Origin of the sequence: Pseudomonas fluorescens (genome assembly GCF_902497785.1) — a bacterium.
Lineage (GTDB): Bacteria > Pseudomonadota > Gammaproteobacteria > Pseudomonadales > Pseudomonadaceae > Aquipseudomonas > Aquipseudomonas fluorescens_BO.
The window spans coordinates 353486-370897 of the sequence record NZ_CABVHK010000004.1 but is presented as its reverse complement, the minus strand read 5'-3'; the positions used below and the strand labels follow the sequence as shown (position 1 = coordinate 370897).

The 17412-nt window shown below is 56.2% G+C and carries 15 protein-coding genes and 1 pseudogene; 10 read left to right on the top strand and 6 right to left on the bottom strand.

What is annotated here, in order from left to right:
* The coding region (locus F8N62_RS08615; RefSeq protein ID WP_150710540.1) for a helix-turn-helix domain-containing protein at positions 1–262 on the top strand (262 nt) is incomplete at its 5' end.
* 935 nt (positions 263–1197) lie between these two features.
* The gene (locus tag F8N62_RS08610) at positions 1198–1563 is read left to right on the top strand and encodes a histone-like nucleoid-structuring protein, MvaT/MvaU family (protein WP_150710539.1); all 366 of its coding nucleotides are present in this window, start codon (positions 1198–1200) and stop codon (positions 1561–1563) included.
* A 366-nt stretch (positions 1564–1929) separates the two neighbouring features.
* Here F8N62_RS08610 and F8N62_RS08605 read toward each other — a convergent pair whose 3' ends face one another.
* Together F8N62_RS08605 and F8N62_RS08600 are read right to left on the bottom strand one after the other, a co-directional pair.
* Positions 1930–3453: an SEC-C metal-binding domain-containing protein gene (locus tag F8N62_RS08605; RefSeq protein ID WP_150710538.1), complete on the bottom strand. Its 1524-nt coding sequence runs from the start codon at positions 3451–3453 to the stop codon at positions 1930–1932.
* 229 nt (positions 3454–3682) lie between these two features.
* A complete protein-coding gene (locus F8N62_RS08600) occupies positions 3683–3997 on the bottom strand; it encodes a hypothetical protein (RefSeq protein ID WP_224791350.1) in 315 nt (104 codons plus the stop codon).
* Between the two features lie 25 nt (positions 3998–4022).
* Between F8N62_RS08600 and F8N62_RS08595 the strand changes: the two are divergent.
* From F8N62_RS08595 to F8N62_RS31825, 3 genes and pseudogenes are all read left to right on the top strand, one after another.
* Positions 4023–5195, top strand: a pseudogene (locus tag F8N62_RS08595) (IS1182 family transposase); the annotation flags it as partial.
* Entirely contained in the window at positions 5185–5448 is a 264-nt protein-coding gene (locus tag F8N62_RS08590) for a DUF488 family protein (protein ID WP_150710556.1), read from the top strand. The pseudogene F8N62_RS08595 and the gene F8N62_RS08590, both read left to right, overlap by 11 nt.
* A gap of 163 nt (positions 5449–5611) precedes the next feature.
* Positions 5612–5902, top strand: coding sequence for a hypothetical protein (locus tag F8N62_RS31825; protein ID WP_150710555.1), 291 nt, complete (start codon positions 5612–5614; stop codon positions 5900–5902).
* 152 nt (positions 5903–6054) lie between these two features.
* On the opposite strand, the gene F8N62_RS08580 is transcribed toward F8N62_RS31825, so the two are convergent.
* On the bottom strand, positions 6055–6345 hold the full coding sequence (locus F8N62_RS08580; RefSeq protein WP_263597209.1) for a hypothetical protein: 291 nt from the start codon (positions 6343–6345) through the stop codon (positions 6055–6057).
* Between the two features lie 1497 nt (positions 6346–7842).
* Between F8N62_RS08580 and F8N62_RS08575 the strand changes: the two genes are divergently transcribed.
* The 3 genes from F8N62_RS08575 (at position 7843) to F8N62_RS08565 (ending at position 11146) form a co-directional block, all read left to right on the top strand.
* Positions 7843–8625 carry an enoyl-CoA hydratase gene (locus tag F8N62_RS08575; RefSeq protein ID WP_150710537.1) on the top strand — a complete coding sequence of 261 codons (783 nt, stop codon included), beginning with the start codon at positions 7843–7845 and terminating at the stop codon, positions 8623–8625.
* Entirely contained in the window at positions 8622–9803 is a 1182-nt protein-coding gene (locus tag F8N62_RS08570; protein WP_150710536.1) for an acetyl-CoA C-acyltransferase family protein, read from the top strand. Before F8N62_RS08575 ends, F8N62_RS08570 begins: the two co-directional genes overlap by 4 nt.
* Before the next feature lie 332 nt (positions 9804–10135).
* On the top strand, positions 10136–11146 hold the full coding sequence (locus F8N62_RS08565; protein WP_150710535.1) for an AraC family transcriptional regulator: 1011 nt from the start codon (positions 10136–10138) through the stop codon (positions 11144–11146).
* An 11-nt stretch (positions 11147–11157) separates the two neighbouring features.
* Here the strand turns inward: F8N62_RS08565 and F8N62_RS08560 are convergent, their stop codons facing one another.
* The 3 genes from F8N62_RS08560 to F8N62_RS08550 all read right to left on the bottom strand — a co-directional run bounded on the left by F8N62_RS08560 (position 11158) and on the right by F8N62_RS08550 (position 14121).
* Positions 11158–11751, bottom strand: coding sequence for a TetR/AcrR family transcriptional regulator (locus tag F8N62_RS08560; protein WP_150710534.1), 594 nt, complete (start codon positions 11749–11751; stop codon positions 11158–11160).
* Between the two features lie 61 nt (positions 11752–11812).
* The gene (locus F8N62_RS08555; protein ID WP_150710533.1) at positions 11813–13141 is read right to left on the bottom strand and encodes a spinster family MFS transporter; all 1329 of its coding nucleotides are present in this window, start codon (positions 13139–13141) and stop codon (positions 11813–11815) included.
* Positions 13138–14121, bottom strand: a complete 984-nt coding sequence (locus tag F8N62_RS08550; RefSeq protein WP_150710532.1) for a flavin reductase family protein — start codon at positions 14119–14121, stop codon at positions 13138–13140. The genes F8N62_RS08555 and F8N62_RS08550 overlap by 4 nt, the downstream gene beginning before the upstream one ends.
* A gap of 198 nt (positions 14122–14319) precedes the next feature.
* On the opposite strand from F8N62_RS08550, the gene F8N62_RS08545 reads away from it, so the two are divergent.
* Positions 14320–15756, top strand: a complete 1437-nt coding sequence (locus tag F8N62_RS08545) for a coniferyl aldehyde dehydrogenase (protein ID WP_150710531.1) — start codon at positions 14320–14322, stop codon at positions 15754–15756.
* 73 nt (positions 15757–15829) lie between these two features.
* Positions 15830–17398 carry an amidase gene (locus F8N62_RS08540; protein WP_150710530.1) on the top strand — a complete coding sequence of 523 codons (1569 nt, stop codon included), beginning with the start codon at positions 15830–15832 and terminating at the stop codon, positions 17396–17398.
* Positions 17399–17412: the final 14 nt, after the last annotated feature.

The following is a 17412-nucleotide window of genomic DNA, read 5'->3' as shown; positions in this document are numbered from 1 at the left end:
CTTCACCCGACGGTTTCGTGAGGCTACGGGCACCACCTTCGTCAAGTGGCTGGCTGCCGAGCGTATTGCGAGGGCACAGCAGTTACTGGAAACCACGGATTTGTCGATTGAGCGCGTTGCGAGCGAGGTAGGCTTTGGCACAGCGCTGTCACTGCGTCAACACTTTGCAAGCCAGCTGCACACGTCCCCCTCTGCATACAGGCGGCTCTTCTGTGAAGGCCAACAAGGCTCTTTGGACGCCTCAACCAAAAGAGAGTATTGACCGCCCAACCATGCCTGTGAACAGTCAGCCATCAGTATCATCTATGGATGGGTATGGCCGCTTTGGCTAAAGACGTATGTCTCTTTTGGGTCAAAAGGGGTTAATCCCGAGAGGCTGCTTCTGGCCGTCTCTGCCGGTCATGGCCACGAGGCCTGCAGGTCAAATCCGATGCAAATTATTGGTCAAATCGAATGCAAATGGCTGGGCAAGTCTGTGCAATCACCTAGCGGATAGGCTCTCGACAGAACTGGTATAGCCTCCCTTGATTTTTCTATGCCATCATCAATGCTTGTAAAATCGGAGGCTAAGGACATGGCAAACGATTTACCACCAGATTACATAGAGTTCGCGAAACAGTTGGGGTTCTTGTCACCAGAGCAGTGGGACGTGACCAGGGGAAATCTGAAAGATGGCTGGAAACGAATTCATCGTCGCATTGTGACAGGGCGGTCTCTTCGGGGGACGATTCGGGACTTCGTAGCTAGAATGAATTCGTCTGACGATCACTTTAGGCGTAAGTCCGGTGAGGTCGGGGTAACTAGGGTAACTCCAGTATCCGCGCAGATTCAGCTTTTTGATGATATATACCCGCAATTTGCGCCTTATGTTCCCCCTAAGACGTCGGTAGGGCCTGAACACCGGAAACCGAAAGCTCCCAAAGTCCGAAAGCCGAAAGTTAAGACGCCTATGTTTGTACAAATTGGATTTGGCTTAGAAAGCACCTTCCGTCCACGGAAAATCGAGAGGGACAGCGTGATTCTTGACGAACACACTACACCAATTGAAAAAGCCTCAAAGAGCATAATTTACGTGCCAGGTTGGTCGCTAAGCGGATCACATGGGGACAGCAATTAATTCTGATATTTCCAAGATTTCAGTTGTTGCGCTAGATTTGTCAATTCTATACTGCTCAATTATTTTATAAAGGTCATCTCATGTCCCGTCTTGCTGAATTCCGTCAACTCGAAAAACACTTGGCCGAACAACTCGCTGCCCTTGAAGCCATGAAAGGCGACGAAGGCCTGAAAAAAGAAGTTGAGTTCGAAACTAAGCTGCGGGCTTTGCTTGCCGAGTACGGTTATAGCCTCCGCAACGTCATCGCGCTCCTCGATCCCCAGGCAGCAAGCCGTGCTTCTACTACCGCTGCCCCGAAAAGTGTCCGCAAAGCACGTGACGTCAAGATCTACAAAAACCCAAATTCGGGCGAGTTGATCGAGACCAAGGGCGGGAACCATCGCCAGCTCAAGGAATGGAAAACTGAATTCGGCGCGGACATTGTTGAGTCCTGGCGCACTCAGTAAGATCGGTTTGAGTACAAATGAGGGCCCTGCGGGGCCTTTTTTCGTAGCCAGAAGCGGGGTAATTATGGAGCGACATCTCTACAGGTTTAGGACAGCGGATCGTCTGCTCGGAAAAGATGCCACCGAGACCAAGGAGGCTGTGCCGGGAGAGCTTGAGAAGTCTGACATTTACTTCGCACCGCCTGAGCAATTGAACGATCCTCTAGCACAAACGTCATGAATGCCTGCAAAGGGTCATTAGCTACTCTTCGCGACGGGCAGAAATCGGCCAAATGCGGACGGCCTTTTGTAGCTTAGTCGACCTCAATTGAGGCTTGAGGGCGTTCACGAAACTTGGGAGATACAGATCATTAGCCCATGCTGCCGTCAACGGCAGCAGTGCTTGTACTTTTTCTCCGAGCCGCAGGGACATTGTTCGTTCCGGCCTACCGGCGAGCCAACGTAGACCCGTTGGGACGGTTCGGTTGCGATTGGGGGGGGCGGGGCACTTATTTGAAACGTAAGGTGAGGGTATGCGTTAGCCATAGCTCTCTGCATCTTCTCCCAGATATATGCGGCAAGCCTTCGGCACGCAGGAAGCAGATCCTTATGTTGTGACGTTGCAGTGATTTCATCCTGGCAGTTAGTAATGTGCGCCAACGCTGATTGCAGTGCGTCTAGATTGTCTAGTTGCTTTACCAGGCTGTGAGCCAGCGCATACCGGGCTTTTATTCGAGTTTTTTCGCTGTTGAGGCATTGTTCATAAAGAGCTTGAGCATCAATTTCGCTTCGGCCCGGAATGAGCTTCTGGCTGATTAGTCTGCCGAGCTCAAGCATCGCTTCTGGATACTTTTGTTCCGCCGCTTCGATTAGCCAGGCGATAGCTTTCAGGCGGTCACTGGCAAAAGCGTGACCTTGGTGATGCAGCGTGTACAAGTGAAATTGTGCCTGCGGAAATCCAGCCTCGGCAGAATGTAGAGAGCATTCGAATGAAGCGTTGAAGTCTCTCGGGCCGCCGATCCCCCGCTCATGCATTTCCCCCAATTGAGCAAGTGCACCTGGGTGAGACTGGGCGGCAGCCTGCTGATACAGCTCTCTTGCGTACTCGAGATCTTGCTCGTATCGAGCCGATCCCCAAAAGTGGCAGTCGCCAATAAAAGCCAATGCATTAGCATAGCCTCTATCACTTGCCCGCCAAACCCAATGCTCACCTATTTGGCGTTGTTCTTGAAATTCATCGCCTTGGAGACGCGCATGGTAAACCCCGTACTCATACATTGCCTCGACATGCGAACTGTCTGCGGCGAGCTTGAACCAAATATTGGCTTGAACAATAGACTTACGTGATTCAAAGCCGTAACCGTCATCAGCTCTGAACATTACCTCCGAGGTTTTTAGTGCATCAGCTTTTTCTTTGAAATGGATCCCGAGCGTGTAACGCGCCTCAGCATCCTCCTCAAAAACAGCGCTGTAGCTCAATTCTCGAAGGTTGTGCTGTGTGAATGGTGTGACCGTGTATTCAGGGGACTCACCGAGCACTGGGCTCAAGGAATGCAGATACTCAAGCAATCCGAGGGCAGCGGGCAGCGCCTGGTTAAGCATTTCAGTGGCGTTGTGGGGCGTATAGCTGAACGCCTTAGGGTGAGCCGCAACATTCCCATTTTTTTGTAGGATGCGTAACGGGTTCAGCACCCTGTGGTCTACCAAACGTCTATCTCGCAGGTACGCGATCTTGCGATCAAGATTCAGATCCCGATCTATATTCGGAACTAGCGTTTCGCAGAACGCTTCGGCGAAGCTACGCAAGAAAGTAACTGCATAACCCGGCGTCGAAGCGCCTAGGTTCTTTGCCTGTTCGTACAGGTTGCCTAGCTGAGGGTTGACGCTGTGCGCGAACTCAATATCGTTCATCGTATGGCCTTAAATGCAGGCGGTATTTACCGACAGTGTCGCGTATCCAGATCGGGGGTACATGAAAGCGACTTTGAGGATACCCCTATCACATCGATGGTCACACCAATGTGTATTGGTCTACTCAACCAACCAGCCGTTTTGTTTAAAGCCAATCCCCCATTCTGGAGGACAGTCCGCTTCTGGCCCAGAGTGTGTAAAAACGCCTGGTACTCTCTCGCAGCCGACTTCAGGCGGAGCAGAATGCCAAGCTATCAAGATCGATCTCGGCGTAGCTCCCCAAATCTCCCTTGTAGAGAGAGACCCTGGACACTCCTAGCTCGGATTGTAAGAACTCAACAAGCTTCCTGAGGTTACCGTTTTTAGACATCGAAGTCGGATGCACTACCGTCGCCTGTCCGGTTTCGTCATCGTAAATTCTGACCAGAAACATATCCTCTTCGTTCTGTATGTCGTAGGTATAACCACGGTATTCATATCCAAGATCATGGTCGACATCATCAAAGCGAGCAGATTTCACTATCTTCAAAGTAGCATCCAGCATTCGGGTTCCAAAGGAGGATCGCCTCGTGAAGCGCTTTATTCAAGGTGAACATCGAGGTCAAAGCACCTTACTTCCCGAGAGCCTCGACGACTACGTCAGCGATAGCAATCCGGTGCGCGTAGTCGACGTCTTCGTCGACGAACTGGACCTGGTCAATCTGGGTTTTGAAGGTGCCATTCCAGCCGATACTGGCCGGCCGGCTTACCACCCCGCGATCTTGTTGAAGATCTACATCTACGGCTATCTCAACCGCATCCAGTCGAGCCGACGTTTGGAGCGAGAAGCTCAACGCAACGTCGAGCTGATGTGGTTGACCGGGCGTTTGATGCCGGATTTCAAGACCATCGCCAACTTCCGAAAAGACAATAGCAAGGCCATCCGAGGCGTCTGTCGCCAGTTCGTTGTGCTGTGTCAGCAGTTGGGACTGTTCGGAGAAAATCTGGTCGCCATCGATGGCAGTAAATTCAAAGCAGTCAACAACCGCGACCGCAATTTCACCAGCGCCAAACTGAAGCGGCGAATGGAAGAAATTGAATCGAGCATCAACCGTTACCTGACGGCACTCGATGCTGCCGATCGGCAAGAACCAACAGCCTCCGAGCCCAGCGCCGTGCGGCTGGAGGAGAAAATCGCCAAGCTCAAAACTCAAATGAAAGAGCTTCAAGCGATCGAAATCCAGCTCAATGAATCGCCGGATAAACAAGTCTCGCTGACCGATCCAGACGCCCGTTCCATGATGACGCGCGGTACAGGAATCGTCGGTTACAACGTGCAAACAGCGGTCGATACCCAGCACCATTTGATCGTTGCTCATGAGGTGACCAACTTCGGTTCCGACCGCGATCAACTCAGCTCGATGGCGAAGCAGGCTCGCGATGCCATGGCGTCCGAAACGCTGGCGGTGGTAGCTGACCGAGGTTACTTCAAGAGTGAAGAAATCCTTGCCTGTCACGACGCGGACATCACTGCCTACGTGCCAAAGCCGATGACTTCAAGCGCCAAGGCGGATGGTCGATTCAACAAAGATGCTTTCGTTTATGACGCGACGAAAAACGAATACATCTGTCCGGCTGGAGAGGCGCTGGCCTGGCGCTTCTCCAGTATTGAGAAAGGCATGAATATGCACTGTTATTGGAGCTCGAAATGCCAGGGCTGCTCGCTGAAAACGCAGTGCACGCCGAGCAAAAATCGTCGAGTATGCTGACTACGCTCTCTCGGTCGAATTTGAGGCAGGGATTGGCCGACTGCTAGAGCTAAGCGAACCCAAGCGTTGCGCCATCATGTGCTCAGAGGCCGTTTGGTGGCGATGCCATCGTCGAATAGTCGCTGACTACCTGCTGACCCAAGGCGTCGAAGTCTTCCACATAATGGGCGTCGGAAAATCTACAGAGGCGGTACTTACTCCTAGCGCCGCCGTTGGGATAAAACTCTCCTACCCTCGATTGATATAGACCGGAAAACTCAAAACCTCTACAAAAAGTGAAGCCGCGTATAGCAAATAGGGCCGGTTATCCGATTTAGCGGCCACTGATGGGGCAACACGTTGCGTCACTACGTCCATGCGCTATGGTGGGGTTTCCACCATATATGACTAAAGTCGTAGGAGGGCGCGGCATGCGAATTCGAGGGGATGTGTTCTGGCAATGGGCTGATCCAGCGCTTCACCATCGGACACACGACGAGACATTGGATGACGGTACGTTTATCGATGTCCAGGTAAGACTGTCGCTCTCGGGCACCACGCAGATGTTCATCGGAGTGTACTCAGCTAGTGGCACGGCTCTGCATGAAGAGGCAGTAGATTCCAGGCCGGGTGAGTCTATGACTCGTGCCTTGGCATGGGGCGTGGGGTGCGCAAGGCAACTCGCGATTGGTCTCAAACCCACTGAAAGACGTGTGGCATAGGCCTCATGGCTGCAGCTTGCTAGGGCGGGCGCTCGCAAATTTATCGTGCGCCATCGCTCACCACCATCGAGATCCCAAGTGGTAGCGTCGTGAGTCTCGCCCACGCAACCTGCTGTAAAGGTAAGGAATAACTCACCTACAACGTCGAGTGTTCAGAGCCGTTGACCAAATGTCATGATTACACCGTGGGCAAAACGCTTCTCGGTTTTGATGAGTAGATTGTCCGAATCACAATTGACGCAGCAATAAAGTCCGTAAGCAGGCGATTTTTTAAACTCCTCGCGATGCTTTACAGTTAGAACCGATAGCCCAGGGCGCAGGTCTTCCTCGTCATAGAAGAACAGGCTGATGTTCCCTTCAGTTTCTACCAGTCCTAACTTAACTTGACCTAAGTGTTCAACGCCTCGCTGTCGAAGCTCCGGCAATAGTTCGTTAGATGACATGTTCAGCTTTTCAAATGCCTTGATTTCATATAATCCATCGCGTAATAACGGTTATAGGCAAACCATCAATCCATGCTTCAAACCTTTTACTTTTGGTCATGATCAGAACGGTTGTGCGGTAAGCAATAAGAGCGTTAGAAAGGCCATGGCGACCGGCAACAACGGGACGTCATGATAGAAAGATACGTCGACTCCCGAAACCAGTCGGTTCACGTCGGTGGGCTTAGGATCCAGCGTTTGGCGACGAGAAAAAGCAAGCAGGCGTTGCGTCAATGTTGCCGCTCGGTTCGCAGAGTCCTGGGCCGCTCCCACATACTTTTCCAGCCGCTCCAAGCGTCCTTACCGCGACAGCTGTAGGATATTGGAGAGAAATATTCAAGGGCGCAGATGCAGGAGGGTGGACAGTGGCCGACGTATTTCAGATGCATCAATGAGATGTAGTCGCGAATTTGGGAACATTGCAGCTGTTCACGGCATATGTGATCGAGGACATGTTTACACGTAGCTGGCAGAGCGCGGATATCGCGCCCCCGCGTTGGACGGCGCTGACTTAATAGCGCGGCTACTAGCGTCAGGCTCTCGAGCGGTGTATCCCGCGGAACCGGCTGGAATGATAGAGCTTCGGAGGGCTCATCGACCACCTGCCGTTGCTGTGGGATAGCGCAAAGATTTCTCAAAACCTGCTAGGTCGATATTAGGTGGGAGTATTACTCTCTAAAATGAGCGAGTGCAGTAAATGCAGGTCCCGCGCACATATGGTTGAGCACGCAGTACAGGTGTGTCAGCTATTACATTAGAATTTAACGGTTGACCCAACTTGTCCTCTGTTGGTCTACAGCTGCCCGCCATGATAGGTGGCGGTTGCACAGACGCGGACGCTCGCTGGTATCTGCTGGAGCTTAACCACTTCAGTGTCTGACCTCAGCGAGCTTTAATACAGAGTCCGGCCATCCTGTAAGAAACGGTCAGGTTATAGATAAACAAAAAGCTACTAAGACGGCGAGAAAGAAATCCAGGTTTGTGCAAGTAGTCTCGGTCCAATCGATGTGTGGGTACTCTCCCTTAGCTCGCCCGCCGGGCATTAAACCGCATTCACGCACCGCGGGTACCCGGCAGGTTTGTGTTGATTAAAGCTTCAAACATTAGGGAGCGTTAGTCGTATCCCAGACTGGATTTAACACCATCATCTATCCAACTCTCAGTGTCTAACTGGTCACCAGCCCCAAGCCACATAACTTAGGGTGGCGACAGGCAGAAATCGGTCAAAAATGGTCAGTCAGGTCGCCGTGAACTTATTGCCCTCACATGAACGTCACCGTGCGGCGACGGCATCTTCACGGATCTTCGGACCGCACCATCACTCACCGAAGTGAAAAATCAGCTGCAGAAACATGAGCGTGCCATGGCAAAAAACGGCAACAGGGTTGACTGATTTCGTCATAGCGTTGGCACGCGGCCGTCGCTAGAGTTTTCCCCATACCTGACAAAGGCCCTGCGATGAACGACCTGATCAAACAACACCGCGACGACGGAGTGTTGACGCTGACGTTCAACCGCCCTGACAAGCTCAATGCCCTGAATAACGCTATGTACCTGCAACTGGCTAACCTGTTACAGAGCGCAGACGAAGACGCAGGAGTTGGTGTGATTATTCTTACTGGAGGTGATTTATGCTTTACCAGTGGCAATGACCTTGTCGACTTTCTTGAACATCCGCCCACTGAGCTCTGCTCCCCCGCATTTCAGCTGATGCACGTCGTCATCCATCTGAAAAAACCGTTGATTGCAGTGGTTTGCGGCCCAGCTATTGGTATCGGCACTACGTTGTTGATGCATTGCGATCAAGTGCTGGTCACCCAAAACGCTAAACTAAGGATGCCCTTTGTAAACTTGGCGTTGTGCCCTGAGTTTGGCGCGAGCCTGTTATTGCCACGGCTGATCGGTCATGCCCGAGCTGCACGTCTATTGCTATGGGGAGACAGCCTTAATGGAGCAGCAGCGGTCGTCTGTGGTTTGGCCAATGAAGTTTTCGACGATGGGACGCAATGCCTCGCGGCCGCGCGGCATTTGGCCCTGCGGCTGCTGGCCATGCCTCAGGAATCCCTGCGCCTGACTCGGCAATTACTTAAACAACCGTTGATGGCAGAACTGCAAGCGACCATCCGCCGGGAAAATCTGATGTTCATCGACCGTTTGAAAAGCCAGGAAGCGCAAACAGCGTTGAAGGCCATCATTAGTCGCAGCTACGAAAACAGCACGTCGAGAGGAGCGCAGTCATGAACACCCAGGAGATTTTCGTTGTCAGCGCCGCCCGTACCGCTATCGGCACCTTTGGCGGCTCGCTCAAAGACGTTCCCCTCGCTGATCTGGCGACCACTGCTGTCAAGGCAGCCCTCCAACGCTCCGGCGTGGACCCCGCGCAGGTTGGACACTTGGTGATGGGCAACGTGATCCCGACCGAACCCAATGACGCCTATCTCTCCCGTGTCGCTGCGATTAACGCTGGCCTCCCAATAGAGACTCCTGCTTACAACGTCAATCGCCTGTGCGGCTCCGGCTTGCAAGCTATTATCAGCGCGGCCCAGGCTTTATTGCTGGGGGATACGGAAATCGCTATCGGCGCCGGTGCCGAGTGCATGAGCCGCGGCCCGTACCTGATGCCCTCCGCACGCTGGGGGTCGCGCATGGGGAATGTCCCGACGGTCGATTACATGCTTGGCATTTTGCACGATCCATTCCACGGCATCCACATGGGTATCACCGCCGAAAACGTAGCTGAACTCAACGGTATAACGCGAGACATGCAGGACGCTTTAGCCTTCGAGGATCAGAATCGCGCAGCTTTCGCAATTACCAACGGCTACTTCAGCGAGCAAATTGTTGCCGTTGAACTGCGTGATCGTAATGGAACAAAATTATTCAGCGTCGACGAGCACCCTCGCGCCACGTCATTGGAACAGCTAGCGCAAATGAAGCCGGCGTTCAAGAAAGACGGCTCAGTCACTGCCGGCAATTCCTCAGGCGTAAACGACGGCGCCGCGGCATTGGTCTTGGCCACTGGCAGCGTGGTGCAAACCAGTAATCTGCAACCGTTGGCGCGTCTGGTCAGCTACGCGCATGCAGGTGTCGAACCACAGCTGATGGGGCTCGGGCCTATACCGGCGACGCGTCTGGCATTGAAGCGCGCTGGCTTGACCGTGATGGACCTGGACGTGATCGAAGCTAACATCGCATTTGCCGCTCAGGCTTGTGCCGTCAGCCAGGCACTGGAACTTGACCCAGCGAAGGTCAATGCGAACGGCTCCGGTATTTCGTTGGGCCACCCGGTCGGCGCGACCGGAGCAATCATCGCTACTAAAGCTGTTCACGAACTGCACCGCACCGGCGGCCGTTTTGCGCTAGTGACGATGTGCATTGGTGGTGGTCAGGGGATTGCGGTGATTTTCGAACGCGTTTAAGCCCGGCGTTTCTTTCTTTTGGAGGGGGTGGCCACGGCCGCTGCAGAGAGGGGTAAATCCAAATCGCACCAAACGGTCAACCATTGGTGCTTTTCCAGCCAGCCGCTGTCGCGCTCAGCGAGGCGCAAATGCCCAGGCATTTCGATATTGGCATTTTGCCTATCCAGCCCTTACCATCCTTGCGATTCAGGGATGCAATCTCTTCGCAGCCGAGAAAGTCCAACGCGTACGATTGTTCGCCGGTCTAAAAGTGGAAGGGCAGGCGTCCCGTGCCAGATCCGTTCAACGGCATTGTGCGTTGACCATTCGAGCGATGAGCAGAAGGGTTTCCAATGCGGCAAAAGGACTCGGTGGCCGCCTACTTCGTGCAGGCAATGACGCATGTGCAAGGGAACGATTCGCAGCGTTCACTCGCTGCGCTGGACGAGGCGGGTATCGACCAGGCGTTGATCGGGGAGCCAACCGCACGAGTACCCGCGGACGCCTTTGCCGCACTATGGCTGATACAAATCCGCGAGTTAAACGATGAGTTTTTTCGGCTGGACTCCCACGGCATGCCGCCTGGCAGCTTCGCATTAATCTGTCGCGCTTTGATCCAGGAACCCGATCTGCGCAAAGCCATGCGCCAGTGCCTGGCCAATTTCACGTTGTTCCTGCGCGACTATCGCGGCACGCTCACCGTACGCGGCAAGCGCGCCATTATCGGGCTGGACCCTCACGCGCAAAACTCTGACACACGCCGATTCGGCGAGGAGACGTTTATGATCTTGATGATCAGTCTCCTCTGCTGGCTCGGCGGGCGACGCATCCCTATTGAACGTGCAGATTTTCGACATGTGCGCGTTTCCCTCAGCGATGATCGCCTTCTCTGGGGGCCAAACCTGACGTTCGGTGCCGAACGTACTGAAATTGCATTTGCCAGCCACTATTTGCACCTCCCGGTGCTCCAGGACCTGACGTCATTGAAAGTGTTTTTGCGCACAGCGCCGCAATGGCTGGTGATTCGATTTCGGAATCAGCATGGTTTGGCCGCGCAGGTGCACCAGCGTCTGCGCAACAGCCAATACGACCAGTGGCCAACGCTGCAGGCCTTCGCCCTTGAACAGCACCTCAGCCCGAGCACTATTCGCCGAAGGCTGGCGCGCGAGGGCGGCTCCTACAAGGAAATCAAGGATGAAGTTCGGCGCGAGATGGCGTTCGAGCAACTGCGCGAGAGCAAAAACAGAATCAGTGTCATTGCTGAACAACTGGGATTTCAGGAATCCAGCACTTTTCACCGAGCTTTTAAGAAATGGACGGGGGAGAGTCCGGGGAAGTATCGGTCGAGGGTTCAACCCCGTTGAAAGGCGAATATTTAGTTATATGAAATAATGGATGTAGCGAGTGTTGTAAGTGTTTTGACAAGTTGTGATTCGGTAGCCTCGGTGGCATACCATTGCGATTGGCCAAACAACATTAGAATGATTGTATTGGTTTTCATGCAGACATCGGCGGGAGGCTTGCCCTCTTCGCGGTAATGGTCAGTGAGGACTCCGCTTAACAGCGATGAGTACCTGTTCTGCAGCTCGACGATCCTCAGTTTCTGGTCTTCATCGAGATTGGCAAACTCCTGGGTGATTAAGATTAGTTTGTATTTTTCGTTCATGTTGAACGTCGCGAAGGCTTGAATGAATAGCTGCAGACGCTTGCCAGGGTTTCTCGCGCCCCTCATCCGGTTGATGGTGACCGATAATAAATCCGATAATGCGGACTCTATCAGTTCGAACAACAGCGACTGCTTATTCTCGATGTGGTGGTATAGCGAGCCCGCATGCAGCCCCACATGACTTGCCAGGTCGCGCAAACCTATCGCCTGGAAGCCGCGCGTGGCGAAAAGTTCTAGCGCGGCGTCGAGCAGACGATCGCGGGTGCTAATAGCTGGATGGACAGACGCACTGGTAGCTGGCATATAAACCCGTCAACTTGACCTGAAAATTTTGCCATCAAACGCTCCTACTTGGCACGCGAGATTATCCCGCGTGGCGATAGTCCGTTCTGGAGGCATGGTGTGCGGTGCGTAGCAGCAACAGCACAGCACAGATCACTGGCAGGTTGACCAGCAACAGGGCATATCGCAGCGACTCGTGGCCCAACACAGGAAGCAACATGTCACTGAACAATCCGGTCAACAACGGCCCGACACCGATCCCCAGCAGCGTGCTGACGATCGTTTGCAGCGCCATGGCCGTGCCACGCCGACTCGCCGGGACCAATTGGGTCACTAGGTTGTAGGACGGTGCGACCCACCACACCGAGAAGAATGAATAGAGTGCGCACCAGAGCATGGCGGTTGGAATCGGTACATCACCGGCGCGCATCAGCAGGACGTCGGACCACAGCAGATAAGGAATTAGCGCGGAGGTCGCGGCAAGATGGCCCACCACCGGAATGGAAACCTGCCAGTGCGGATGACGGCGGCACAGGCGGTCACTCATCCAACCGCTGAGCAGGCCACCGGTTCCGGCCGAGATACCGCAGACAATGCCCACCAGCAATCCTGCGTGCTGCAGTGACAATCCATGGGAGCGCATCAGGAAACTGGTGTTCCACATGGCAATGGCATAGGCGCTGAGGGTCGTCAGGCCGCCCGCAAGGATCAGGCAGCGATACGCGGGCAGCGCCCAGAGTTTGCGTGCCTCGGCGCCCATGCCGAGGAGCGCGGGTTGTATGTGAGCGTGTGGCGTGGGGTCCCAGCGGCCACGCAGGGGTTCGCGCACGAAGAAAGCCAGAATGGCGCTGAATGCCAGGGCCGGGATGGCCAGGGCAATAAATCCACTGCGCCAGCCGTAATGTTCGACCACCCAGGCACCGATGCTCAGGCCGACAATCGATGAAAATGTCGGTGCAGCGGTGAAACAGCTGATGGCGAACGAGCGTCGTTGCGGCGGATACAAGTCCGAGATCAATGACAATGAAGCCGAAGTCGTCGGCGATTCGCTGATTGCAACCAGCATCCGCGCAATCGCCAGGGCAATGAAGCTGCCGGCCAACCCGCAAGCCAGCGTCGCCACGGCCCAGAGCAGGCAAGTCATGGCCAATAGGCGAATACGCGGCATGCGGTCCACCAGTCGACCTGCTGGCAGGCCCACGACGGCATAGACGGCTGCGAATGCCAGGCCGGAAATCAAGCCGATGGCTGTATCGCTGATGCCGAATTCGGATTTGATCGGCTCGACCATCACCGCGAGTATCTGTCGCCCTACGAAGTTGTCGGCGAACACCATGGCCAAGAGAAACAGCAGGCCATGACTGCCCCAGCCGACCGTGACAGGCGGCAATACGCCCGCTGAAGCGTTCATCGCGGTGCCCACAGGTCTGGCAAGCCGGGATCACTGACGACAATCGCCCGCTTGAGCAAGACTTTCAGGGCTTGTGCGTCAGCCGCGCCGAGCTTGGCCGAGAGGTCTTCTTCCACGGCCTTGGCCAGCGCCAATTGATGCAGTGACACCTCACGCCCTTGGGCCGTGAGGACGAATCGCAGTGATTCAGCCGAACCTTCGAACGCCACCAGACGCTGGCGTTCGAGAAAACGCATGCTGGCCAGCGTCACTTCGCGACCGGTGTAGGTCACGAAGGTGTTGATCTCCTCGAGTGTCATATTGTCGCGAATGCACAGGATCGACAGGACAAAAAACGTCTGTTCGTCCAGTTGCTGACTGTTCAACAGTTGCCGCAGTGCGTTGAGCGCCTGGTAGTGGGCGCGCCCCAACAGGTAGCCGAGCAAGTCCTCGGTGTAGCTGCATTCCGGTGGCGGTGGCGTGGTCGCCAGGCGCAGTTCGCTGCGTGGCTTGCGCGTGGCCAAGGCGTATTGACCGCTTTGGAACGCCAGCGGGGGGCGGTCGGTGTGATCGAAAGCGAGGACTTCGCCAACGAAGATCACATGGTCGCCGCCTTCGTACTGAAACGCCGTGCGGCACTGGAAACGCGCCGTGCAATCCTGCAGCAGCGGTGCTGCGCTGACACCATTGTCCAGTTCGATCTCGGCGAACTTGTCTCCGCCCTGGGTGGCGAAGCGTCCGGACAAAGTCTCTTGCTCGGTGGACAACACGTGCACATTCCAATGCTTGCCGTTGCTGAAAACCGGCAGGCTGCGCGCTTGCTTGGACAGGCTCCAGAGCACCAGTGGCGGATTGAGTGAGACCGAATTGAAGCTGTTGGCGGTAATGCCTACAGGTGAGCCGTCTTCGCTCTGGGTGGTGATGATCGTGACCCCGGTCGTAAACGTGCCGAGCGCGGCACGAAATGCCTGGGGGTCGAAGCTGGTGTTTTGCATTGCCATGACTGGCCTCATGGGGTGGGGATTTTCGTATGGCCAGTATTGAGCGAAGGCGGGCGTTGAACATCGTCTCAACGGACTAACACTAATGCACCCACCTCGTCCGATTGGACGAGGCGCGGCAGCGGCCCGCGCCGCTAGGGTGGCAGCAGGCGCATCGGGCGCTCACCGGCCATCGAGCCAACCTGCAAGGGGATAACAATGAGTTCAGACACGTCTTCTGTCCACGTGCTTTCCAGCCTGCTGGCGCAACAGCAACGCGCCTTTGCCAGTGCCGGCAGCGTCAGTGCCGAAACCCGTCGCCAGCGTCTGCAGCAAGTCATCGACCTGTTGGTCGACAATCATGCGGCACTGACGACGGCTATCGATGAGGACTTTGGCGGACGGCCTGTCGGTTTTTCCTTGATGAATGATGTGCTCGGTTCCCTCGCTTCGCTCAAGTACGCCCGTGATCATCTGCAAGGGTGGATGGAGGACGAGCCGCGGGAAATGTTTTCTCCCTATGATCAGCTCGGCGCCCGGGCCTGGGTGATGCATCAGCCGAAAGGCACGGTGGGCATCATGGGGACCTGGAACGCGCCGCTGTATACCTTATTCAGCCCGCTGGCCTCGGCGCTTGCCGCCGGTAACCGGGCCATTCTCAAACCTTCGGAAGTGGTGCCGCGCACCGCTGAGCTGGTGGCGCAACTGTGTGCCCGGCATCTTGATCCGCTGGTGGTGGCGGTGGTCAATGGCGGGCAGGCGCTGGGCGAAGCGTTCAGCAGCCAGCCGTTCGACCACCTGGTGTTCACCGGCGGCACGGCGATTGGCCGAAACGTCATGGCCAACGCCGCGAAGAACCTGGTGCCGGTCACCCTGGAATTGGGTGGCAAGTCACCGGTAATTGTTTCGCGCACTGCCGACCTGAACAAGGTTGCACTCAGCATCGCTGCGGGCAAGTCGACCAATGGTGGGCAAATCTGCATCAATCCGGACCTGGTCTACGTGCCCAAGTCCCAGGTCGAACAATACCTTGATGCCCTGCGCAGCGCTTACCGCGACCTCAACCCGACGGTGGCCGGCAATCCGGATGTGGTTGCGGTCGTCAATCAGCGCCATCTGGATCGGGTCGAAGGCCTGGTACGTGACTCCGAGTCACGCGGTGCACGCATCGAGTGCCTGCCAGAACCGTTGCCGGTGGATGCGCAGGACCGTCGGCGCCCGTTGCGGGTGGTGGTTGATCCGGTCCCGGACAGCCTGATCATGCAAGAGGAAATCTTTGGCCCGGCCATGGTTGTGCTCGGCTATGACCACCTCGACCAGGTCATCGCTGAAATCAACGGGCGGCCACGTCCACTGGCGCTGTACTACTTCGGCGAGGATGCCCAGGAGCAACTTCACGTGCTGGAAAACACCGTGTCCGGCGGGGTCACCATCAACGACGTGATGATGCACGCGGCCCTGCATGATGCGCCGTTCGGTGGCGTCGGCGCCTCGGGCATGGGGCACTACCATGGCCGCGAAGGCTTCCTCGAATTCAGTCACATGCGCACTGTGTTCAAGGCGTCAGCCCATGACCCGCGCCGGGAGTGGGGGCTGTTGCCGCCTTACGGCGAGCAGTACCTGGCGACCATGCTGGCCGGTGTCACCCGCGACTGATGCCAGCGCAGGGGTTTGTGCAGCAACAGTGCATATCGCAAAAATAGTAATTCATCAGGGCGCGAGCATTACCATGGATAACCACGAGTCCGTACCACTCAACTCCACCACTGACTGGCCGCGTCGCAGCGTGCTCAAGGCGGGTGCCGTCGCGATCGGCGTCGGGCTTCTGGGGCGATTTGCCGATGCCCGCGCGCAAGGGCTGGCGGCTAGCGACTATCAGTCGATGGATGCCTGGGCCATGAGCCAGGCCATCCGCAGCGGCGAGTTGACTGCCGAAGACCTGTTGGCGGCGGCGCTGTCCCGTTACAGCGAGGTCAATGCCAGGATCAACGCGGTGAACATGCTGCATGAGGCCTACGCGCGCACTTTGCTGGCGCAGCGCCGCTCTGCCGGCAGCCACAACCAGGGCCCCCTAGCGGGTGTGCCGTTGCTGTTCAAGGACCTGAATACTTCGCTGCAGGGCACGATCACCAGTAACGGCAGCCGCTTGTTCAAGGACTCACCCCCTGCCGCCCACACAAGCACCCTGATCGCCCGCTACCAGCAGGCCGGTGCTGTGCCGTTCGGCAAGACCGCGTCCCCTGAGTTCGGTTTGACCACCACTACGGAATCCCTGGCCTGGGGCCAGACGCACAACCCCTGGAATCTGGCCATGAGTGCCGGCGGCTCGTCCGGGGGCTCGGCCGCTGCGGTGGCGGCGGGAATTGTGCCCGTTGCGCATGCCACCGATGGTGGCGGCTCGATCCGCATTCCCGCTTCGTACTGCGGCGTGATCGGGCTCAAGCCCAGCCGTTATCGCACCCCCAGCGGACCGCTGCATTTTGAAGGCGCATTTGGTGCCAGCGTGGCTAATGTGGTGTCGCGCACCGTGCGCGATACCGCACTGTTTCTCGATGCGGGTCAAGGCCATGAGGCGGGCAGTGCTTACTGGTGCCCGCCGTTGATTCGGCCCTACGTGGAAGAACTGCAGCGTGAACCGGGCAAGTTACGCGTGGCCGTGGTGCGTCAGTCACTGACCGGTGCGCCACTGGAGCCGGCCATTGCTGCCACTCTCGAACAGACCATCAAGCAACTGTTGGCCCTGGGGCACGAGCTTGAGGAGTTAAACCTGAACGTCGATCCGCGCCAGTTGTTCGGTGCCCATGGCACGGCGCTCGGCACAGCATTGCGCGTGCAGATTCACGATCGTGAACAGGTGCTTGGGCGGGCTGTCAACTCAGATGATCTGGAAAAAGTCACCCTGGTAAACCTGGAACGCTTCAAAAGCACCAGCGGGGAAGACCTGTACCGCGCGCGGCAAGCGTTCGAAAGTATCAGCGCCACCATGGAACAGCACTTCGAGCGGTTTGACGTGATCCTGTCCCCCGTCACTGGCAGCCTGACCCCCAAACTCGGCTTGTTGTCCCTTGACCAGCCCTGGGACAGCTACGTCCACCACGCGATGGGCAGCGCCGGTTTCACCGTGGTGGCCAACGTCAGCGGCCAGCCAGCCATTTCCCTGCCTCTGGGCCAGAGCGACAGCGGCTTGCCGGTGGGCATGATGTTCACCGCGCGCCTGGGCGGTGAGGACGTGCTGCTGCGCCTGGCCAGCCAATTGGAACAGGCCCACCCATGGGCGGGCAAACGCGCCACTGTTTGATTCAAACCCCGCTG